General features: G+C 73.9%; 19 protein-coding genes. 9 read left to right on the top strand and 10 right to left on the bottom strand.

The annotated features are described in order from the left end of the window. Positions 1–7 precede the first annotated feature (7 nt). From KVF89_RS01505 to KVF89_RS01490, 4 genes are all read right to left on the bottom strand, one after another. Positions 8–706 (bottom strand): SWIM zinc finger family protein, encoded by a 699-nt coding sequence (locus KVF89_RS01505; RefSeq protein WP_257422734.1) that lies wholly within the window; start codon positions 704–706, stop codon positions 8–10. Further along, positions 706–3,474, bottom strand: coding sequence for a DEAD/DEAH box helicase (locus KVF89_RS01500; protein WP_257422732.1), 2,769 nt, complete (start codon positions 3,472–3,474; stop codon positions 706–708). Before KVF89_RS01500 ends, KVF89_RS01505 begins: the two co-directional genes overlap by 1 nt. A gap of 35 nt (positions 3,475–3,509) precedes the next feature. After that, a complete protein-coding gene (locus tag KVF89_RS01495; protein WP_257422731.1) occupies positions 3,510–4,769 on the bottom strand; it encodes a hypothetical protein in 1,260 nt (419 codons plus the stop codon). A 182-nt stretch (positions 4,770–4,951) separates the two neighbouring features. Beyond that, positions 4,952–7,108: a RecQ family ATP-dependent DNA helicase gene (locus tag KVF89_RS01490; protein ID WP_257422729.1), complete on the bottom strand. Its 2,157-nt coding sequence runs from the start codon at positions 7,106–7,108 to the stop codon at positions 4,952–4,954. 158 nt (positions 7,109–7,266) lie between these two features. Here KVF89_RS01490 and KVF89_RS01485 point away from each other — a divergent pair, with 158 nt between their 5' ends. Both KVF89_RS01485 and vapC read left to right on the top strand, forming a co-directional pair. Continuing rightward, positions 7,267–7,476 carry a type II toxin-antitoxin system VapB family antitoxin gene (locus tag KVF89_RS01485; RefSeq protein ID WP_257422728.1) on the top strand — a complete coding sequence of 70 codons (210 nt, stop codon included), beginning with the start codon at positions 7,267–7,269 and terminating at the stop codon, positions 7,474–7,476. Further along, entirely contained in the window at positions 7,470–7,871 is a 402-nt protein-coding gene (gene vapC / locus KVF89_RS01480; RefSeq protein ID WP_257422727.1) for a type II toxin-antitoxin system VapC family toxin, read from the top strand. Before KVF89_RS01485 ends, vapC begins: the two co-directional genes overlap by 7 nt. A gap of 288 nt (positions 7,872–8,159) precedes the next feature. On the opposite strand, the gene KVF89_RS01475 is transcribed toward vapC, so the two are convergent. Next, on the bottom strand, positions 8,160–9,770 hold the full coding sequence (locus KVF89_RS01475; protein ID WP_257422726.1) for a helix-turn-helix domain-containing protein: 1,611 nt from the start codon (positions 9,768–9,770) through the stop codon (positions 8,160–8,162). A 123-nt stretch (positions 9,771–9,893) separates the two neighbouring features. Here KVF89_RS01475 and KVF89_RS01470 point away from each other — a divergent pair, with 123 nt between their 5' ends. Together KVF89_RS01470 and KVF89_RS01465 are read left to right on the top strand one after the other, a co-directional pair. Further along, positions 9,894–10,484 (top strand): hypothetical protein, encoded by a 591-nt coding sequence (locus KVF89_RS01470; protein WP_257422725.1) that lies wholly within the window; start codon positions 9,894–9,896, stop codon positions 10,482–10,484. Between the two features lie 58 nt (positions 10,485–10,542). Beyond that, positions 10,543–11,007, top strand: coding sequence for a hypothetical protein (locus KVF89_RS01465; RefSeq protein WP_257422724.1), 465 nt, complete (start codon positions 10,543–10,545; stop codon positions 11,005–11,007). A gap of 68 nt (positions 11,008–11,075) precedes the next feature. On the opposite strand, the gene KVF89_RS01460 is transcribed toward KVF89_RS01465, so the two are convergent. Together KVF89_RS01460 and KVF89_RS01455 are read right to left on the bottom strand one after the other, a co-directional pair. Next, positions 11,076–11,381: a DUF2470 domain-containing protein gene (locus tag KVF89_RS01460; RefSeq protein ID WP_257422723.1), complete on the bottom strand. Its 306-nt coding sequence runs from the start codon at positions 11,379–11,381 to the stop codon at positions 11,076–11,078. A 5-nt stretch (positions 11,382–11,386) separates the two neighbouring features. Further along, entirely contained in the window at positions 11,387–13,360 is a 1,974-nt protein-coding gene (locus tag KVF89_RS01455; RefSeq protein ID WP_273475274.1) for a M13 family metallopeptidase, read from the bottom strand. Between the two features lie 105 nt (positions 13,361–13,465). Between KVF89_RS01455 and KVF89_RS01450 the strand changes: the two genes are divergently transcribed. From KVF89_RS01450 to KVF89_RS01440, 3 genes are all read left to right on the top strand, one after another. Beyond that, entirely contained in the window at positions 13,466–13,999 is a 534-nt protein-coding gene (locus tag KVF89_RS01450; RefSeq protein ID WP_257422722.1) for a CAP domain-containing protein, read from the top strand. Positions 14,000–14,097: 98 nt separating this feature from the next. Beyond that, positions 14,098–14,634, top strand: a complete 537-nt coding sequence (locus KVF89_RS01445) for a CAP domain-containing protein (RefSeq protein ID WP_257422721.1) — start codon at positions 14,098–14,100, stop codon at positions 14,632–14,634. A gap of 41 nt (positions 14,635–14,675) precedes the next feature. After that, positions 14,676–15,227 (top strand): CAP domain-containing protein, encoded by a 552-nt coding sequence (locus KVF89_RS01440; protein WP_257422720.1) that lies wholly within the window; start codon positions 14,676–14,678, stop codon positions 15,225–15,227. Positions 15,228–15,237: 10 nt separating this feature from the next. Here KVF89_RS01440 and KVF89_RS01435 read toward each other — a convergent pair whose 3' ends face one another. Both KVF89_RS01435 and KVF89_RS01430 read right to left on the bottom strand, forming a co-directional pair. After that, positions 15,238–16,431 carry a hypothetical protein gene (locus KVF89_RS01435; RefSeq protein ID WP_257422719.1) on the bottom strand — a complete coding sequence of 398 codons (1,194 nt, stop codon included), beginning with the start codon at positions 16,429–16,431 and terminating at the stop codon, positions 15,238–15,240. A 7-nt stretch (positions 16,432–16,438) separates the two neighbouring features. Beyond that, positions 16,439–17,404, bottom strand: a complete 966-nt coding sequence (locus KVF89_RS01430) for an NADPH:quinone oxidoreductase family protein (RefSeq protein ID WP_257422718.1) — start codon at positions 17,402–17,404, stop codon at positions 16,439–16,441. Positions 17,405–17,460: 56 nt separating this feature from the next. On the opposite strand from KVF89_RS01430, the gene KVF89_RS01425 reads away from it, so the two are divergent. Next, positions 17,461–19,005: a hypothetical protein gene (locus KVF89_RS01425; protein ID WP_257422717.1), complete on the top strand. Its 1,545-nt coding sequence runs from the start codon at positions 17,461–17,463 to the stop codon at positions 19,003–19,005. A 2-nt stretch (positions 19,006–19,007) separates the two neighbouring features. Here KVF89_RS01425 and KVF89_RS01420 read toward each other — a convergent pair whose 3' ends face one another. Continuing rightward, a complete protein-coding gene (locus tag KVF89_RS01420; RefSeq protein WP_257422716.1) occupies positions 19,008–20,372 on the bottom strand; it encodes a GH1 family beta-glucosidase in 1,365 nt (454 codons plus the stop codon). Positions 20,373–20,409: 37 nt separating this feature from the next. Here KVF89_RS01420 and KVF89_RS01415 point away from each other — a divergent pair, with 37 nt between their 5' ends. After that, on the top strand, positions 20,410–21,096 hold the full coding sequence (locus KVF89_RS01415; RefSeq protein WP_257422715.1) for a pirin family protein: 687 nt from the start codon (positions 20,410–20,412) through the stop codon (positions 21,094–21,096). Positions 21,097–21,126 lie beyond the last annotated feature (30 nt).

The following is a 21,126-nucleotide window of genomic DNA, read 5'->3' as shown; positions in this document are numbered from 1 at the left end:
GGGGCGGTCAGACCAGCCCGTCGGGCAGCTCCACACCCGCCTCGAAGAGCGGCAGCAGCCGCTCGGCCCGCACCGCCGCGTCGACGACGAGCTCGACGTCGTCGGCGAGGTCGGCGGTGGCCCCGCCGCCGCCGTCCGATCCGCCCGATCCCGGCGGCGCGCTGGTGCGCGCGTGCAGGCCGGCGAGCAGCAGGTCCCGGTCGACGCCGCGCAGCGCGAACAGCACCAGCGGATCGGTGTCGACCAGCCAGCCGGCCTGGATCAGGACCGCGACGGCATGCGGACACGGGTCGAGGTAGTGGGGGCAGGTGCAGGTCGCGGTCAGCTCGCCGCCGAACGGCAGCAGCTCGACGCCGACCTCCTCCGCGTGCTCGACGAGGTCGTGCGGGAGGTTGCCCGCGAGCAGCTCGGCGATCCGGCCGGACTCCGCGGCGACGACCTCGACGAGCGCGGTCCGGGCCGCCTCGTCCAGGACCGGGATGCCGACCTCGACCGTCCAGGCGTCGTCGCCGTCACGGCAGGCGGCGAGCAGGCCGCCCGGCTCGATGCTGATCGCACCCACGTCGCCCCGGCGGGCATGGGTGCGACCGGGACGCAGCTCCGCGTCGGAGTACGCCGCCTCCTCGACCGCGCGCTGCCAGGCCTTGCCCCACCACGAGCGGGTCCCGCGAACAGGCCGGGTCTGGCGGCTGAAGGTGGTCCGCATCAGCCGGTGGCCCTCCGGGCCTCGCGGCGCAGGGTGACCAGGTCGCGCAGCTCCTCGTCGCTGAGCTCGGTCAACGCGGCGTCGCCGCGGGCGAGGACGGCGTCGGCGAGCCGGCGCTTGCGGTCCAGGAGCTGGGCGACCCGCTCCTCGATGGTGCCGCGGGTGACCATCCGGTGCACCTGGACCGGCCGGGTCTGTCCGATCCGGTACGCGCGGTCGGTCGCCTGCTCCTCCACCGCCGGGTTCCACCAGCGGTCGAAGTGGACGACGTGGTCGGCGCGCGTGAGGTTGAGCCCGGTGCCACCGGCCTTGAGCGAGAGCAGGAACACCGGCACACCGGCGTCGTCAGGGGCCTGGAACCGGCGCACCATCGCCTCGCGCTGAGCGACGGGCGTGCCGCCGTGCAGGAACTGGTGGGGCACCCCGAGCGCGGTGAGGTGCTGCTCGACGAGCCGCGCCATGGCGACGTACTGCGTGAACACGAGGACCGCCCCACCCTCGGCGAGCACGGTCGCGACCAGCTCCTCGAGCAGCTCCAGCTTCTCGGAGCGGCCCGTGAGCCGGATCGCGCCGGACTGCTTGAGGAACTGCGCCGGGTGGTTGCAGATCTGCTTGAGCCCGGTCAGCAGCGCGAGCACCAGACCACGCCTGGTCTCCTCGTCGGCCCGTTCGATCCGCTGCATGGTGTCCTTGACGAACGCCTCGTAGAGAACCACCTGCTCCCGGGTCAGGCCGAGCAGGTGATCGGTCTCCGTCTTCGGCGGCAGCTCCGGCGCGATCCCCGGGTCCGACTTGCGGCGGCGCAGCAGGAAGGGGCCGATCAGATCGGCGAACTGGCGGGCCTTCGTGGGCTCCGCCCCGGACTCGATCGGCGCACCCCACACCCGGCGGAACGCCTGGCGGCTGCCGAGGAGGCCGGGGACGCACCAGTCGAGGATCGACCACAGCTCGGTCAGGTCGTTCTCGACCGGAGTGCCCGTCAGCGCGACCCGCGCCCGGCTCGTCAGTCGGCGCAACGCCCGCGCGGTCGACGTACGGGAGTTCTTGACGTGCTGGGCCTCGTCGGCGACCACGAGGTCCCAGGTGAGCCCGGCGAGGGTGTCGATGTCGCGCCGCAGCGTGCCGTAGGTGGTCAGCACGAACCCGCCGCGCAGGCCGTCGAGGGAGCGCGCGCCGCCGTGGAAGCGACGGACGGATATGCCGGGCGCGAACCGCTCGATCTCGGCCTCCCAGTTGCCGAGGAGGCTGGCCGGACAGACGACGAGGGTCGGGCCGCCGTGGGAGAGACCGTCCTCGAGTCGGTGCAGGTGGAGGGCGATCAGGGTGACCGTCTTGCCCAGGCCCATGTCGTCGGCGAGGCAGGCGCCGAGCCCGAGCCCGGTCAGGTCCGCGAGCCAGGTCAGCCCGTGCCGCTGGTAGTCGCGCAGCCGGGCGGCCAGGCCCGCCGGCTCGGCGAGCGGCGCCCGGGTCGCCGCCCCGAGCAGCTGCTCGCGGACCTGCAGCAGGCTGGCGCCGACGACGACCTCGGCGCTCGCCCGGGGCACTTCTCCCGTGGCAGGCAGCTCGGTGACGCCGGTGAGCGCGGCGGCCAGCGCCTGCGCACCGGTGGCCTTGCGGATCAGCCGCCGACGGGCCCGCGCGGCGGTGGTCGGGTCGACCACGGTCCATGCGCCGCGCAGCCGGATGACCGGGCTCGCGGCGTGGGCGAGCTCGGCCATCTCGTCGACGGTGAGCGCCTCGCCGTGCAAGGAGACCTGCCACGAGAAGGAGAACAGGCCGTCCGTCGAGAAGGGGCTGTCCTGCAGCGGCAGCTCGAGGGAGCGCCCCTCCCCCGCGGGGCGCTGGTCGAGCACGGCACGCGTGGTCAGGTCCGGGCCGAGGGAGCGTGGCCAGTGCACGTCGACGCGGGTGTCGCGCAAGGCGCCCACGTGGTCGAGCAGGCTGCCGATCTCTGCTCCGTCGAGGGTGAGCTGGTCGGGCACCGCCAGGGCGAGCAGTCGGTCGAGCACCGGCCACGCGTCCGCCGCGGCCCGGAGCGCGATGCTGGCATGCACCCGCGCCCGGCTGCCGAAGCCGTGCTCGGCCGGCCCGCCGGTCCACAGCAGGGCCGCGTCGCGGACGTGCAACGGGTCACGCTCGTCGTGGACCTGGAGCACCACCCGGACCGTGCCGGCGAGGAGCTCCTCCTCGTCGGCCTCGACCCGGAGCGAGACCCGCACCAGCTCCGGCAGCACGGCGTCGTCCGCGCCCCGGTCGGGCCGTCGGTCGCGGCGCACCGCCAGGCGGTGCCGGACCCGGTCGGCGAAGTCCTCCGCTCGCCCCGGGCCGGCAGGCGCCGGCGCCTCGGGGCCAGCGGCACGACGGCCGCTGGGTGCCGCGCGCGGAAGCGTGTCCGCGACCGCGTCCAGCATCCCGCGGACCAGGCCGGCGGCATCGGCGGCCGGCAGGTCGTCGTACGCGCGGGCGAGGGCGAGGCGCTCGACCGCGTCCTGATCGCGCGGCTCCAGCCCGTCGACCCGCCAGGCCCGGCCGGCGGCGTCGGGCGCGACCTTGCCGGCGGCCACGAGGCGCAGCCCGAGCAGCGCCGCACCGCTGAGCAGCTGGACACTGGGATGGGCGTCGTCGTCGGCACGCGACCGGCTCAGGACGGGCAGCGCCGCGCTGACGGGCAGCGCCACCCGGCGTGCCCCCGCGGCATCGGTGAACTCGATCGTCGCCGGGTCACCGGCCCGGAAGGTCGCGGGTCCGGTGACGGGAACGAAGCTCACAGGGGGAACCTAGCCCGGAGCCCCTACTCGGCCGCCTACCCCTGGGGACTGCTCGTACGACGTCCGCGCAGCCGAGCGAGGAAGACGCCGCCGAGCAGCAGGACCCCGCCGGACGCGGCGACGACCGCGGCCCACCGGGTCGGGTGCTCGGCCGCCAGCGCCACCGACGCGAGGGGGACGCCGAGCGCCGGCATCGCGATGGCGAGCAGCGAGAAGCCGGAGTGGTTGGACACCGCGGCGGCCAGCGCCCACAGCACGGCGAGCAGGCCGCCGAGGGCGACCACCCACCACACGTCGGACTCCTCGAAGCCGCCGCCGGCAGCCAGCACGGAGGTCACGTCTCCCGTCTCGCGGTCGAGCATCATCGACATCCCGCCGAAGACCCCGGCGAAGAAGCGCATGACGGCGAAGGACGCGAGGATCCCGAGGAAGCCGACGAGGCCGAACGCCCCGACCGCGACGCCGGAGACGGCCCGGCTGGGCAGGGCCCAGCCGAGGAGGGTGACGACGACGACGAAGACGGCCACGAGGACCGCGGCGGTGACCTGCGGATGGCCGTCACCGATGCTGTCGGCGACCACGCTGTCGAACGCGACGCCGTAGACCAGGGCGAGGCCGAGGATCGCGACGACGACGAAGGCGGCCCGCCGGGCCGCGAGGTAGCCGATCACGGCGAGCGCGACCATGGTGCCGCCGATGAGGTAGGCGACCCAGTCGTCGTCACGGTTGATCCCGACGCCGATCATCAGCGCGGTGGCGCCGATCCCGACGACGCCCGGCCAGGTGACGACCTCCTCCCGGGCGCGGCCGCCGGCACGGCGGTCCGCGAGCGCGCCGAGGACGGCGATCACGAGCAGCACGGCGGTGGCGCCCAGCCCGACGCCGTAGTTGGACCAGTCGAGATCCCCGTCGTCGCGGGCCCGGACGGCGGCGATGACCACCGCGGCACCGAGCAGGCCGGTCCCCAGCGCGACCACGCCTCCGGCGCTGCCCGCCCGGGTCGCGCGGGTGGGGAACTCCGGCTCGATCGGATCCGGGTGGCCGGTTCCGACCGGTGGCGGGGGAACGCTGCCGGCGCCGCGGTCGTCCGTGGCGGGGTCGGGATCGGTGACGATCGCCCCGGCGGGTGGCGTCATGGCGGTGCCGGGAGGGGCGTCCGGAGAGGCGCCCGGGCCGGTGGCCGGGCCGGTGGCCGGGCCGGTGGCCGGGCCGGTGGCCGGGCCGGTGGTCGGTGCCGGCGGCGGTCCGCCGACGGGGTGCTCGGGAGTGCCGTTCGCGGGAGCGTCGTCGGTCATGCTTTCGACTCTAGATGAGCAGAGCCCGGGGAACGTGCAGGCGAGCGACGCTCAGCGCCGCGCTGTAACTACCTGTCCTTACCTCTGCCGTACCGGTCTACCGATCAGGTAGGGGCAAGGACAGGTAGTTACAGGTCCCCTGCGCCGGCACGGCGCCGGGAGGGCGCCGGGATGGCGGGCACCTAGCCTGCGATGCCCAGCACGAGCGGAACCACGGCGGCGGCCCCCGCCTCGTGGAGCGCCTCCGCGCCGAGCGTGAGCGACCAGCCGGTGACCAGCCGGTCATCGACGAGCAGCACCCGGGCGTCGCGCACCGCGTCGGGATCGTCGAGGCGGAGCGCGCAGCGCCGGCTCACGGCGGCGACCCGCTGGGCGGAGTTGGTGGCGCCGCGGTCGGGGCCGACCGACGGGTCGGCCACCGCCCACCGGCCGGCGATCGGGACACGCAGGAACCGGGACAGTCCGGCGGCCAGGTCAGCGGTGAGCGTGGGCCTGCGCTCGGACTCGGCGACCACGATCGCGTCGACCTGGGGCTGCCAGTCCTGCAGCATCGTGACCATCGCCCGGGCCAGCGTGTCGGGCACCGGACCGTCCTGCCCGCCGGTGGTCGGGTCGGTCGGGAGCGCGAACAACCCCCGCAGCGCCGCGCCGTGGCCAAGATCGGTCAGCCGGGCGATCGCCCGGCCCTCCTCGGCGGGCTGCTTGATACGCCCGGACCGGCTGACGCCGATCGCCGCCAGGCCGGTCGGCCACAGCTTGCGCGGCTCGATCGGCACACCGGGCCGGGCGATCCGGTCGGCCGCCTCCTCGACCGCAGCCGCGGACACGTCCGTGGACAGGCGGAGCCCCCCGCAGTTGTCGCAGCGCCCGCAGCGCCAGTCGGGATCGGCCAGCACCGCCGGGTCGTCGAGCTGGCGGCGCAGGTAGCGCATCCGGCACACGTCGGAGGAGAGGTAGTCGACCATCGCCTGCTGCTCGGACTGGCGGGCCGACGCGACCCGCGCATAGCGTTCGGCGTCGTAGTCCCACGGCCGGCCGGTGGCCTCCCAACCGCCGCGGACCCGGCGGACGGCACCGTCGACGTCGAGCACCTTGAGCATCGTCTCGAGCCGGTTGCGGGACAGGTCGACCCGTGGTTCGAGCGCGGCCGTGCTCATCGTGCGGCCCTCCTCGGCCAGCACGGTCAAGGTCTCTCGGACCAGCTCCTCGCGCGGGAACGCGAGTGAGGCGAAGTAGGCCCAGATGTCGCGGTCCTCCGTGGCCGGCAGCAGGACGACGGTGGCGTCGTCGACCGAACCGCGGCCGGCGCGGCCGACCTGTTGGTAGTAGGCGACCGGGCTGTTCGGAGCCCCCAGGTTGACCACAAAGCCGAGCGCGGCGTCGAAGCCCATCCCGAGCGCGCTGGTCGCCACCAGCGCCTTGACCTCACCGTCCACGAGGGCCTGCTCGAGCGCCAGCCGCTCGGTCTGCTCCGTCTGGCCGGAGTAGGCGGCCACCCGGTGCCCGCGGGAGCGGAGGTAGTCGGCGACCTCCTGGGTCGCCGCCACGGTCAGGCAGTAGACGATGCCGCTGCCGGGCTGCTCCGCCAGATGGTCGGCGAGCCAGGCCAGCCGCTGCTCGGCGGTCGTCAGCCGGACGACGCCCAGGCGAAGCGACGACCGGTCCAGGCTGCCCCGCAACACCAGGGTGTCACCGCTGCCGGACTCAGCAGCGTTGAGCTGCTCAGCCACGTCGTCGGTGACGCGCTGGTTGGCGGTGGCCGTGGTGGCCAGGACCGGGATGCCGTCGGGCAGGTCGCGCAGCAGGGTTCGGATCCGGCGGTAGTCGGGCCGGAAGTCGTGGCCCCAGTCGGAGATGCAGTGCGCTTCGTCGACCACCAGCAGGCCGCACGTCGCCGCCAGCCGCGGGAGAACCTCGTCGCGGAAGCCGGGGTTGTTGAGGCGCTCGGGACTGACCAGCAACACGTCGACCTCGCCGGCCGCGATGGCGCGGTGCACCTCCTCCCACTGCTCCATGTTGGTGGAGTTGACGGTGACCGCGCGGATGCCGGCCCGCTCCGCGGCGGCGATCTGGTTGCGCATCAGTGCCAGCAGCGGCGAGATGATGACCGTCGGACCGCTGCCCCGCTCGCGCAGCAGCAGGGTGGCCACGAAGTAGACCGCCGACTTGCCCCACCCGGTGCGCTGGACGACGAGGGCACGGCGCCGCTCGACGACCAGCGCGGCGATCGCGGCCCACTGGTCGTCGTACAAGGTCGCGTCGGCGCGGCCCACCAGTGCGCGGAGGTGCTCCTCCGCGCGTTCGCGGACGGCTGCGTCGGTCGGGGCCTGGGTGTCCATGTCCCGTGTCTACCAGCGCCGCCCGACACGGTCGCCCGCGCATCCACAGGTGATGTCCGAACCGGGGTCGTCCACAGGTCCGCGGCGGGCGCGGGCGCGGCGTCGGCCTTCTCGGCTACGGTCGGCCGCATCCGAACCGGGAGGTGTAACGTATGTGTATGACACGCACCAACATCGAGATCGACGACGAGCTGATCGCCCGTGTCATGAAGAAGTACGGTCTGCGGACCAAGCGGGAGGCGGTCGACTTCGCGCTGCGGCGGGCCGCCGGGCCGAAGCTCACGCCGGAGGAGATCCTCAGCTACGAAGGCATGGGCTGGGACGGCGACCTCGACGAGATCCGCGACGACCCGGTCGAGACATGGTGACCCTGGTCGACAGCTCGGTCTGGATCGACTACTTCCGTCGGCCCGGGCACCCGGGGAACGAGCCGCTGCGCGACCTGGTCAGGCGGGAGGAGGTGGCGACGACGGAGCCCATCGTCATGGAGCTCTCGATGGGGCCGACCGACGAGCTCACCGTACGCCGGATCGAGCGGATCCTCGGCTCGACCACGACCCTCTCGGCCGATGCCGAGCTCGACTTCCACGCCGCGGCCTCCATCTATCGCGCCGTGCGCCGCAACGGGCGCACGGTGCGCTCGAAGATCGACTGCCTCATCGCCGCAATCGCGATCCGGCACGAGGTCCCGCTGCTCCACAAGGACACCGACTTCGAGACCATCGCGGCCGTCACCGAGCTGCAGCACCGGCCGCTCCTCTGATTTCCGGGATTCCGCTGACACGCCCCGCGACGGTGCCCTAGGCTTGCTCACGCAACCGCAGGCGACCCGAGACGCCTGCGGTTGCGCCTCTTTTGTTGGGCCGAGCGTGTCGCATACGGCGCTCGCCGCCCGGGACTCGCTTCGCTCGCCCCGCGGGCTTCGCACCGTGCCGCTTCGCGGCCGTGCGCCACGCTGCCGGCCGCTCCACCCAGCCCGATCCCCACGCCACCTTCGCACCGTGCCGCCTGGCGGCCGTGCGCCACGCTGCCGGCCGTTGGACGGACCGGCTCAGGCGACGGACCACCAGATCCGCGCCAACTCGAACCGCGACCCGGCGTTCCAGCGCAGCAGGACGTCACCGACGTGCTTCTCGACGCCCTTCACGGAGATGCCGAGCTCGCCGGCGATCTGCTGGTTGGTGCGGCCGGAGGCAACCAGAGCGGCGACCTCGGCCTGACGCGGGCTCAGGACCGGAGCGCCGGCGCCCGACGACCCGACGGTGCTGACCGCGGCGAGCAGGCCGACCCGGGTGGCGACACCGAAGGCACAGAGCACCCGCGAGAGATGGGTGCGGACGGTGCGCGGGGAGAGGAACAGTGCCGCGGCGATCTCCTCGACCTCCTGGCCGGCCAGCACCGCGCGGGCCACCTCCGCCTCCCGCGTGGACAGGCCGTCCCAGCCGGCCCCGGCGACCGGAGGCAGGCGGCGGCCCGAGGCGGCGAGAGTGACGCCCGCGGCCAGCCGTACGGCGCCGAAGCCGGTCCGGTCGCTGTCGGCGACGAGCGCGCGCAGACTGCGCGAGGCGGCACCGAGGTCGCGCTCGAGGATCCGGGCGCGGGCGAGCAGTATCTGCCCCTCCGCGGCCTCGACCCCGCGCTCGTCGGCGACGCAGGCCGCGATGCTGTCGGTGAGCAGCGCGACGGCGGTGCCGGCGTCGCCGGCGGCCAGGGCGACCCGGGCCCGGGCGCGCTGCACGGTGGGCGCGCTGACCCGGTGCTCGGCGAGGTCGGCCAGCGCGGCCAGCCAGGCCTCGACCGCGCCGCGATCCTCCTCCAGCAGCGCGGCGTGGAGCAGCATCTCGAAGCAGATCGCCCGGTCGATGAGGGTGCATCGGCTCAGTGCCTCGTCGGCGCCGGCGCGAAAGGCCAGCGCCGCGGCCGCGGCGACGTCGTAGACCGCGATGGCGCCGTACGACAGCAGGAGCAGCGCCCCGCGGTCGATGAAGTCGCGCGGGCGGGCGGGGACGTGGGCGGCGATCTCCGCAGCGATCCGGATGCCGTCGGCGTCGCCCGCGTTCCCGCGCACCAGGACCGCCACCGCCTCGACCACCGGGGCGAGCCGACTGTCGGGCACGACCGATGCCCGGACCGTGCCGAGCAGCGCGTCCGCACGCTCGATCCGGCCGGAGAAGGCGGCGATCCGCGCCTGGCAGACCCACATCAGGGTCGCGAACGGGTGGCCGGCCCAGGCCGCCCCGGCCGGCGGACCCGCCGCGTCGAGCTCCGCGGCGTCGCGGATCCGGGCGCCCACGAGGGCGGCCTCCGCCGCGACGTACCGCACCGCCGACCACCACCGGGAGGCCGCGTCGTCCACGGCGGCGAGCAGGTCGCGCAGCGCGGCGTCGTCGGCGGCCGGTGCGGCGAGGTCGCCGCCCGCGGCGAGCACCGTGACCGCGAGGCACAGCCCCCGTGCCCGGTCGTCGTCCGCGGCGGCCAGCCCGGTGGTCGCATGCCGCGTGGCGTCGGCGAAGTCGCCGAGCCAGAAGTCCGCGAGCGCAGCGATGCCGTACGCCGCCGCGTCACCGTCGTGCGCCGCGGCCAGGGCCGCCTCGCGGCCCGCCTCCGCCGTCCCGTCGGCCAGGTGCCGGAGCACGTCGGCGAGCAGGCGGTCGCGGTCCATGACTCGAACGCTCCCACGGACCACGGGGCCATCGGACCGGTTCTCGAATTACGACTGTTCCCTACCGACGCGCCCCACCCCCGTCCGGAAGAGTCAGCCGTCGCGAGAGACGGAGGAGCCGAGATGCGGCATGGGGCGACGATCGGCGGGCTGCTGCTCGTGATGATGCTGGTGGCGGGCTGCGGCGACGACGGCGATGCCGCGTCCGGTTCGGACCCGACGCCGTCCGCCGCGACCGGCGCGCCCAGCGCCGACGGCACGGATGACGGGGACGGCGGGGACGCCGACGACGCGGTCCTGCCGGTGTTCTGCGACCTGGTGAGCGCCGACCAGCTCACCGCGGCGGTGGGGGCCGCGATGACCACGAGCACCGGCCCGTTCGACGCCTGCGAGTTCGAGCAGGAGGACCCGCGGGCCCTCAGCGGCTCGCTCGGCGCGATCGACGTCGAGGCCGGCGGCGGGTACGAGGCCTACCAGTCGGGCTCGAAGGGCGCGATGGACGAGCCGACCCGACACGATCTCGCCGGCATCGGGGACGCGGCGTACGTGGACATCGGCACCGTCGCCGGCGGTGGGAACCTCCAGGTAGGTGGGGGCGCGCTCGTCGGCCAGGTCGTCTACACGCTCAACCTCGCGCAGGCCACCGGCATGAGCGAGGAGGAGCTCGTCGCGGTCAGCGAGAGGCTGCTGCGGCTGATGGTCGACGCCACCTGACCCACCTGACCCACCTGACCGGGCCCCCTCATCCACCAGCAACAGACCAGGAGCCGTCATGGCACTCTTCACCAAGTCCGGCATCGCCGCCGTCGCCGTGGCCACGGGCCTCGTCCTGACGGCCGGCACGAGCGGTGCCGTCGCCGGCGCGATGATCACCGGCAAGCAGATCAAGAACAACACCGTCACCACCAAGGACATCAAGGACGGATCCCTCGGCGGTGCGGACATCCAGGACGGCAGCCTCACGAGCAGCGACCTCGCCGCCGCCGCCCGCGGGCTGACCGGCGTCGTGGTGGTGAACGCGTCGGCGGCCGTTCCCAACGGCGGCTGGAACAAGGCCGTCGCCGCGTGCCCCGGCGGCACCTCGATCGTCACCGCGAACGCCTGGCTGGCGAGCAGTCGCGCCGGGGCCCAGGTCGAGATCACCGCCACGGGTGCAACCGCGTGGTCGCCCGGCCTCAGCGAGAGCGGGGACACTCTCACCCTCCGGGCCGTCTGCGCCGTGCTCCCCGGAGCCTGAGCCCGGAGCCTGAGCCCGGAGCCTGAGCCCGGAGCCTGAGCCCGGAGCCCGAGCAGTGCGGACGCGGATCAGTGCGGGCGAGGCTCCACGCCGAGCGCGGCGCACGCGGCGTCGTACAGCGCGACGACCTCGCGACGGATCTCCGCGCGCTCGACGATCGGGCCGCCCGGCCATCGGATCCGGCGCTCGCCGACCGGGCCCTCGGGCCCGATGACGGTCCAGGTCCCGGCATCGCCGTCGACGTCGCTCATCGAGGCGGCGGTCGCCTCGGGCACTCCGTGGGCGCGCACGATCAGCAGGTTGTCGTCGAGGTGGTCACCGTTCATGTGGGCGAGCACCGCGTCGACGACGGCGGGGTCGAAGGCGTGCGGCATCCGCGTCACCAGATCCGGACGCGGTCGGCCGGCTCCAGCCACAGACCGTCACCGGGCGCGGTGCCGAAGACCTCGTGGAACTCGTCGAGGTTGCGCACGATGTTGGCGCGGAACTCCGGCGGGCTGTGCGGGTCGATGGTGAGGTACTGCTGCTCCTGCTCGAGACGGCGCTTGGTCCGCCACACGTAGGCCCAGTTGAGGAACAGGGTCTTGCGGTCCTCCGTGGAGACCGCGCCGCCCGCCGCCCCCTCCGCGATGAGGTACGCCGTGTGCGCGATGGTCAGGCCGCCGAGGTCGCCAATGTTCTCGCCCACGGTGAGCGCGCCGTTGACGTGCTCGCCGGGCAGGTTCCGCGGCGCGAAGCCGTCGTACTGGGCGATCAGCGCCTTCGACTTCACCTCGAAGGCGGCCTTGTCGTCGGTGGTCCACCAGTCGTTGAGGTTCCCGTCGCCGTCGTACTGCGCACCCTGGTCGTCGAAGCCGTGGCCGACCTCGTGCCCGATCACGGCCCCGATGCCGCCGTAGTTCTCGGCCGCGAGCGCGTCGGGGCTGAAGAACGGCCTCTGCAGGATGCCCGCGGGGAAGCAGATCTCGTTGGTGCCGGGGTTGTAGTAGGCGTTGACGGTCTGCGGCAGCATGAACCACTCGTCGCGGTCGACCGGCGAGCCGATCTTGGCGAGCTGACGGTCGGTCTCGAAGCCGGCGGCGGCCTGGGCGTTGGCCACCAGATCGTCCGGTACGACGACCAGCGCACTGTAGTCGCGGAACCGCTCCGGGTAGCCGATCTTGGGCCGGAAGGTCGCGAGCTTGTCGTAGGCCCGCTCCTTGGTCTCGTCGGTCATCCAGTCGAGCTTGCTGATCGACTGGCGGTAGGCGGCCAGCAGGTTGGCGACCAGCTCGTCCATCATCGCCTTGGACGTCGGCGGGAAGTGCCGCGCGACGTACTCCTTGCCGACCGCCTCGCCCATCGCGCCCTCGACGAAGGCGACCGCGCGCTTCCAGCGGGCCCGCAGCTCCGGCGTGCCGGAGAGGGTGCGGCCGTAGAAGTCGAAGTTGGCCTGCACCAGCTCGTCGGTGAGGTACGGCGCCGCCGAGCGCAGCACGCGGGACAGGAACCAGTCGCGCCAGACCTCGATCGGGGTCGCCTCGAGGACGCCGGAGAGGTGCTCGAGGTACGACGGCTGGCGCACCACGACCTCGGCGATCGTGGCGTGCTCGCCGCCGACGCGTCCGCCCAGGTTGGTGACATAGGCGTCCCAGTCGAAGGCCGGGCACAGCGCCTTGAGCTCGTCGCCGGTGAGCAGGTTGTAGGTCTTCTGGACGTCGCGGGTCTCGGCGCGCTCCCAGTGGCCCTGGGCGAGCTCGGTGTCGAGGGCGAGGATCCGCTGGGCCGCGGCGGCAGGGGCGTCGTGACCGCCGAGGGCGAGCAGCCGGGTGAGGTAGCCGACGTACGCCTCGCGGATCTCGGCGAACTTCTCGTCGCGGTAGTACGACTCGTCGGGCAGCCCGAGCCCGCCCTGCACGAGGTGGAAGAGGTAGCGGTCGGACTGCCGGTCGTCGGTGTCGACATAGGAGCCGAAGAGGCCGTAGCCGCCGATCCGCTCGAACTCGCCGAGGAACGCCGCGAGGTCGCGGACGTCACGCAGTCCGGCGACCCCGTCGATGAGCGGTTGGGCGGGGGCGATCCCGGCCGCCTCGACCCGATCGAGGTCCATGAAGGAGTTGAACAGGTCGGCGATCTTGCGCGCGTCCCCGTTGCCCCCGTCGGCACTCTCGCCGGCGGAGGCGGCGAGCTCGGTGATGATCGCCCGCACGTCCTCCTCGGCCTGGTCGGCGAGCTGGACGAAGGGCCCCCAGCTGGACCGGTCCGACGGGATCTCCGTCTCGGTCAGCCAGGTGCCGTTGACGTGGCCGAAGAGGTCGTCCTGGGGGCGGATGTCGAGGTCCATGCCCGGGCGGGCGTCGTCGAGGATGCTCACGCGCCGAGCCTACGCAGTCGGGACCAGGGACGCCTGCCGGGACCAACGTCCTGACTTTCCGGGACCACGCTCAGACCGCCCACCGGAGTGACCGATGGGTGCTCCATGATCCGCCTACTCGGAATGGTGGGGTGCCTCGCGCTCGGTCTGGCGCTGCTCGCGCCGATGTCGGCCGGAGCGAGCGCCGGTACGACGTCGACGGCGGTGCTGCGTCCGGCCTCACCGGACGTCGTACCGGCCCGCAAGCTGGTGCAACGTGCCATGGAGGATCAGATCCTCGAGCTGACCAACGCCGAGCGCACCAGCAACGGCTGTCGGGCGCTGAAGCCGTCGAAGAAGCTGCGCAAGGCGGCACGGCGGCACACCGTGGCGATGTCGGTGGCGGGTGTGATGTCCCACCAGCTGCCAGGAGAGGCGAAGTTCTCGACGCGGATCACCCGGGCGGGCTACCGCGGCTGGACGCTGGTGGCGGAGAACATCGCGCGGGGGTTCAGCTCACCGGAGTCGGTGATGACCGCCTGGATGAACAGCCCCAGCCACCGCAAGAACATCCTCAACTGCCGCCTGCGCGACCTCGGTGTCGGCGTCGTGCTCCACGACGACCAGCTGTGGTGGACCCAGGACTTCGGGACCCGCTGAGGGACACGATCGCCGGATTTTGCTAGCCCTTCGGGGCCAGGAGAGCCGAGACGGAGCACCGACGCGGCCGGGACCCTCCGCCCACGACGATCGGGTACATGCTGCCCCGCTGCTCCCGGACCGTCCTGATGGCACTCCTCGGCGCTCTTGTCGCCCTCGCGGTCGTCGCCGTCCTGCCGTTCCAGTCGCCGCCGGCCGCGGCGGGAAGCGCGCCCGTGAGCACGGCCGGCGCCGAGGAGCTCCTGCTCGCCCCGGCCCTCGAGCAGCGGGTGATCCGGCACGTGAACAGGCACCGCGCCGAGCACGGCTGTCCGCCGGTGCGACTCAACCGCAAGCTGCGGCGGGCGGCCCGCACCCACAGCGTCGCCATGGCGGCGGCGCGGACCATGGCGCACTACCTGCCGGGCGAGCCGACGCTCGGGCAGCGGGCGGCCGCGGCGGGGTACGACGGCTGGCTGCGGCTCGCGGAGAACGTCGCGACCGGGTTCGCCACCCCGGGCGCGGTGCTGAAGGCCTGGATGGAGAGCCCGACCCATCGCGCCAACATCCTCGACTGCGGCCTGCGCGAGGTCGGCGTCGGCGCGGTGCAGGAGGGGCCCCGGCTGTGGTGGACCCAGGACTTCGGGGTGCGCTGAGGGGCTGACGGATCGCCCCGTTCACCGCCATGATGCTGCCCGTGCGCTCGGCATCCCTCCTCCTCACCGTCGTCAGCATCGTCACCGTCGTCGCGACAGCACTGCTGACCGTGCTCCCGGCGCCACCGCCCGCAACAGCCAGCCCGGTCGCCGCCCCGGCAACCACCTGGACAGCCGCCGCGGCCCGCGTGCCGCCGGCGACGGACACCGCCCGGATCGAGGTGCGGCTGCTCCACCAGGTCAACGGCGCGCGGCGCAAGGCCGGGTGCCGCCGCCTGCGCCCCGCCGAGGGTCTCCACGCCTCGGCGGCGGCGCACTCCACGGCGATGGCCGCGCATCGCGCGCTCACCCACCAGGTGCCCGGCGAGGCGTCGCTGCGGGACCGGATCGCCGCGGCGGGGTACGCCGACGCCTCCCGCATGGGCGAGGTGGTCGCGATGGGCACGATGAGTGCCCGTGGCGCGCTGAAGCGCTGGCTGGCCAGTCCGCCGCACCGCGCGGTGCTGCTCGACTGCCGGCTCCGGCTGGCCGGACTCGGCGTGCACGCGGAGGGCAGGCAGCTGTGGTGGACGATCGACCTGGTCCGCCGCTGACCCGGTCCGATCAGTACCGGTCCGTGCGCCGGAACGAGACCCGCACCGTGTGGTCCACGGTGTCGAGCGTCGCCTCGACCCAGTCCCGCGCGCGCTCCATGTCGTAGGCATCGGTGTACCAGCTGTCGTCGACGGTCGCGTCGCAGCCGTGCCGGCCCCCGTCGTAGGACCGGCACTCGTCCAGGGTGATCGCACCGAACGGCGAGCCCGCGGCCGGATCGGTGAACCTCGGCCCCGTGATCCAGGCCTCGAGGTCGGCGGGCGTGAACGTCTCGGGCACGCCGAAGGAGCGGCTGAAGGACTCCCCGCTGTCGCTGTCGGACGAGTCCTCGTCGTCCCGGATCCACTCGTCGGGCACCGGGATGGCCCTCCCCCGTGCCACCACGGCGGCGCTGACCTCCCAGTCGGGCTCGACGTACTGCCGATAGGTGACCTGGACGTCCACCTCGGCAACCGCGGGATCGGCGCCCGACGGATCACTGCGCTGGACGTACACGAAGTACTCCGGCTCCTCGCCGTCGGGCGGGACGAGCTGCGCCCGACAGGCCTGCTGCTCGGCGTCGCAGCCCACGACCCGGATGGCGCCGAAGGACCGGCCGTCGGGGCGGTCGGTCCAGGCCGGCGAGGACAGCCAGGCCTTCAGGTCGTCGAAGGTGTACGCCGCCGGCACGTCGTAGGTCAGCCAGTGGCGCATGTTGGGGTGGTGGTTGCCGCCGTCGTCGCCCACCTCGGACGAGGTCGGCTCCCAGTCGTCCGGGATCGGCACCGCGGCCACCCGATCCGGCAGCCCGCGGATCTCGGCGGTGCCGAAGACGTGCCACCAGCGCAGGTCGACGGTGGTCACCACGGCCGCCGCGAACACGCCGCTGATCATGACGATCTGCAGCGCCCACCGCAGCAGGCCCAGCCCCAGCGCCTTCCCGGGGGTGAAGCCCTGCAGGTGCTCGCCATGCCCGACGCCCCTGGTCGCCACCATGCCCCAGAAGCCGAGCTTCACCAGCAGGGTCATCGACACGACGACCGCGAACGCCCACATCACGATGCTCGGCAGCAGCCGGGCGTCGGAGAACGCGGGGAGCAGGAACAGCGCCCACCCGGCCCAGGCCAGGACCACGGCACCGAGGTTGGCGACGATCAGGACGGCGGCCGCGCGCCCCGCGCCGCCGCCGCTCCAGCCGGACAGGAGGGCGCCGAGCCGCCGCACTGGTGGATCAGTCCCGCAGGCGCACGACGAGCTTGCCGAGTGCCGCCCGGTCGTCCATGTCGGCCAGCGCCCGGCCGAACTCGGCCATCGGGTAGACCTTGCCGACCGGCGGCTTGACGACACCGGACTCGATCATCGGCACCAGCTGGGCCCACTGCTGCTGGAGGTAGTCGGGCCGGGCGAAGGCGTAGGCGCCCCAGCCGACACCGCGGACGTCGATGTTGTTGAGCAGCAGCCGGTTGACCTTGACCTCGGGGATGCCGGCGCCGGCGGCGAAGCCGACCACGAGGAGGCGCCCCTGCGGTGCCAGGACGCGCAGCGAGTCGGTGAACGCGTCGCCGCCCACGACATCGAGGACGACGTCGACGCCCCTGCCGCCGGTGAGCTCGGTGACGGCGTCCTTGAAGCCGGCGAAGAGGACCGCGTCGTCGGCGCCCGCCGCCCGCGCGTACGCCGCCTTCTCCTCCGTGCTCGCCACGGCGATGACGCGGGCGCCGAGTCCCTTGGCCACCTGGATCGTGGCGGTGCCGACACCGCCGGCGGCACCATGGACGAGGACGGTCTCGTCGGGGCGGAGCCCGGCCCGCTCGTCGAGGGCGAAGAGTGCGGTCAGGTAGTTCATCGGCAGCGCCACGGCCTCGTCGAAGCCGATCCCGTCGGGCAGCGCGAAGGTCGACAGGCGAGGACCGGCGACCAGCTCCGAAGCGCCGCCGTACCCGCCGACGCCGGCGACCCGCTGGCCCGGCTCGAAGCCCGGTCCGGACACGACGACGCCGGCATAGTCGACGCCGAGCGTGAACGGCGGCTCCGGGCGCAGCTGGTACTGGCCGCGGCTGAGCAGCAGGTCCGGGAAGGACACCCCGACGCTGTGCACCTCGACCAGGACGTCGTCCGGACCGGGTGCCGGGTCGGGCACCTCGCGGACGACGACGTCGGCGGGACCGGTGGGAGTGACGACCTGGACTGCGCGCATGGACCGGAGCGTACGCCGGGAGTTTGCCCGGTCCGAGCGCCGGGCAGGGACCGCGGGTGAGCAGCACGTGGGGCGACTGGAAGCAGGACCAGCGGATCGAGGAGGCCGAGGCCCAGCTGGCCGCGGAACGCCGGGCGCGCAACCGGCTGGCCGAGCAGATGCGGGCCCAGCAGGGCAACACCCAGGCCCAGCTCGACCGGCTCACCCGGGCCCTGGTCGCCCTCGTCGAGCATGAGGACATCCGCTCCGAGCTGGGGCAGTACGCCGACGCGGCGGCCTGCCGGCGCTACGCCCGCGAGGTCGTGTCGACCGTGGTCGCCACCGGCGGCGCGGCGCTGCGCGCGTCGCTGGAGCCCGCCGACGTCCCCGGCTACTGGCTGGCCGCGGCGGCGCGCGGGGTGGCGGCCACCGCGCGCGGCGAGGCCGGCGGTGCGGCCCTCCTCGAGGAGGCGGCGCTGCGTGACCGCGGCCGGACCGCCCTTCTCCTCACCCTGATCGGCGCGCTCACCCGCGATCCCCGCTGGGCGCCCGCGCCCGACGAGGGCGTCCTGCCCGACGCCCTCGTCGTCACCCACGCGCAGCGCCAGGCCTGGCTCGCGATCGCCGAGGGCCGCCTCCCGGCGGCGTTCGCCGAGGCGCTCGCCGAGGCGCTCGGCCGCCAGGTCACCGCCACCGGCAGCGCCGGCCCCGACGAGGTCGCGGCGTGGCTCGAGGGCCGGGTGCCGGCCGACCGCCACGCCCTGTCCGCCGAGAAGGCCGCCGCTCAGCTGGAGGTGCTGCACCAGGTGCTCAGCACGGGCGTCCCGTCAGCGGCTCCGGAGGCTGCCGAGCCGTCGGCCACGGAGCCCGCGGCCGGCGGCGCCGTGCCGGAGGCGCCCGAGGACCCGATGGCCGACTGCCTGCGCTCGCTGATCGACGAGGGCTCCCCCGGCGAGGCCGAGATCCTCGACCGGATGGCGACCGCGCGCGCCGACATGGGCTTCCTCGACGAGCGGGTCGCGGTCGACGCGAGGATCTGGAACGCGAGTGCCGGCGACGTGCTCAGCCTGCTGCTGCGCGACCTGGGGGAGCCGGTGGCCGACGGCCGGTACGCCGTCGCCCGCCGTGTCCTCGCACCCGTGCTCGGCGCGATCGGGGACGAGCTGGTCCAGCAGGCCGCCGCGCCCGCACCCGGCGCGCGGACCGTCGAGGTCGTCGGCGAGGTGCTGACCGTCGACCGCGAGGGTGCCCGCGCCGACTGGCAGCAGCGGGTCATGACCGGCTTCGACCGGCGCCATCCCCTCGACCGGCGCCTGCTGCCCACCGGGATCGGGCTGCTCGGCCTCGGCGCCGTCGGCTGCCTGTTGGGCGCGGTGTCGGGCGGCTTCCTCCTCCTCGGACTGCTGGCGCTGGGGGCCGGGGCCGGCCTCGTCGTCGGCGCCCTGCTCAAGCGCCGCCGGCTCGACCGGAGCCGCACGAGCACCGTCGCGGAGACGGCGCGGCAGATCGACCAGGAGGCCGCGGCCGTGCGCGACGACGGTGAGCGCAGCGCCGCCGCGGCGGCGCGGGCGGCCGAGCTGCACCGGTCGGTGAGCGGCAGCCTCGCCACCGTCCCGTCGTAGCGTCAGGCCTCGGCGGAGCGCCGGGCGTGCTCGGCCACCAGCGCGGCGTACCAGTTGAACGACCGCTTCGGCGTGCGCCGCTGGGTCTCGTAGTCGACGTGCACCAGGCCGAAGCGCTGCGTGTAGCCCTCGGACCACTCGAAGTTGTCGATGAGCGACCAGGCGTAGTAGCCGCGGACGTCGACGCCGCGCTCGATCGCCTCGGCGACCGCCGTCAGGTGCAGTGCGTGGTAGTCGACGCGCTGGTGGTCGTCGACCACGCCGTGCTCGTCGGGCCCGACGCCGTAGGAGCAGCCGGACTCGGTGATGACGATGGGGGGTACGGCGGCGCGGAACCGCGCCCGGAAGGTGATCAGCCACTCGCGCAGCGCGTCGGGCACCACCGGCCAGCCGAAGTCGGTCATCGGGTAGCCGAGCACCTCACGGAACTCGAACGGCAGCTCGGCGGTCTCGTCGGCGGCGGCGATCCGCATCGGGTTGTAGTAGTTGACGCCGTAGAAGTCGAGCGGCTGCCGCATGGTCGCGAAGTCGCCCTCGCGCACGTGGCCCTCGAGCAGCATCATCAGGTCGTCGGAGTAGCGGCCGAGGAGCATGCCCTCCAGGTAGTGGGCGTTCCACAGCAGGTCGAAGAGCTTCGCGGCACCGACGTCGGCCGGGTCGTCGCTGGCCGGCCAGATCGGCGCGTGGTTGTTGGCGCAGCCGACACTGGTGGCACCGGCGGCGCGCAGCGCGATCGCGGCCCGGCCGTGCGCGACGAGCAGGTGGTGCCCCACGGGGAGCGCGTCGAACATGAGGGCCTTGCCGGGCGCATGCATCGCGACGCCGTACCCCATCAGGGTCACGACGTTGGGCTCGTTGACCGGGACCCAGTCGGTCACCCGGTCGCCGAGGCGCTCGCCGACGATCGAGGCGTAGTCGGCGAACCGGTCGACGGTCGCGCGGTTCAGCCAGCCGCCGTCGTCCTCCAGCGCCTGCGGGAGGTCCCAGTGGAAGAGCGTCGCCATCGGCTCGATGCCCGCCTCGAGCAGGCCGTCGACGAGCCGGTCGTAGAAGTCGAGGCCCGCCTGGTTGACCGCGCCGGAGCCGGACGGCTGGATCCGCGGCCAGGCGATCGAGAAGCGGTAGCCCGGCGCCCCCAGTGAGCGCATCAGCGCGACGTCCTCGGGCCAACGGTGGTAGTGGTCGCAGGCGACCGCGCCGCTGGAGCCGTCGACGATCCGGCCGGGCTCCGCGCAGAACGTGTCCCAGACCGACGGCCCGCGGCCGTCCTCGCTCACGGCCCCCTCGATCTGGTACGACGCCGTGCTGGTGCCGAACCGGAACTCGGCCGGAAGACGGCTCGCCAGATCCCCCACCCTGTCCCCCATCGGACCAGCCTCCCATGACACCGGCACAATCTGACACGTGAGCGTCGAGATCCGCAGGGGAACCGCCCGGTTCGTCGAACGCGAGCCCGGACGGCTGAGCCAGCACGGCTTCTCCTTCGGCCCGCACCTCGACCCCGACCGCCTCTCCTTCGGGCCGATGGTGTGCCATGACGACCACGTCCTCGGCCGGCGCACCGGCTTCGAGGAGCATGCGCACCAGGATCTCGAGATCGTCACCTGGGTGGTGTCCGGCTCCCTCGTGCACCGCGACGGCACGGGGGCCGAGGTGACGCTCCAGGCCGGCGACTGCGGCGTGCTGTCGGCGGGCTCGGGCGTGCGTCACTCCGAGATCGCGGGCGACGACGGTCCGGCCCGGTTCGTCCAGGTCTGGCTCACCCCCGACGAGCCGGGCGCCCCGCCCGCCTACGCGCGGGCCACCGCCGGCGCGGCTCCCGGCACCGGTCCCGTGCGCCTGGTCGGCGCCGGCGGCCCCTTGTCCGTGCGGGTCGCGGGCGCGGCGCTCGACGTGGTCCGGCTCGGCGCCGGCGAGACCCTCGCCCTTCCCGCGGCCTCCCGCGTGCACGCCTTCCTGACGACCGGCGCGCTGCTCCGCTCGTCCCTGGCCGAGCCGCTGGCCGCGGGCGACGCGCTGTGCGTGACCGACGGGGCGTCGTACGACGTGACGGCGGCGGTGCCGACCGAGATGCTGATCTGGTCGTTCTAACTTGCGTTTCAACGGGATGGCTTGTGCGTT

Origin of the sequence: Nocardioides carbamazepini, from assembly GCF_024614185.1 — a bacterium.
Classification (GTDB): Bacteria; Actinomycetota; Actinomycetes; order Propionibacteriales; family Nocardioidaceae; genus Nocardioides; species Nocardioides carbamazepini.
The sequence above is the reverse complement of the archived record's forward strand: the minus strand, read 5'-3'. Positions and strand labels throughout refer to the sequence as shown.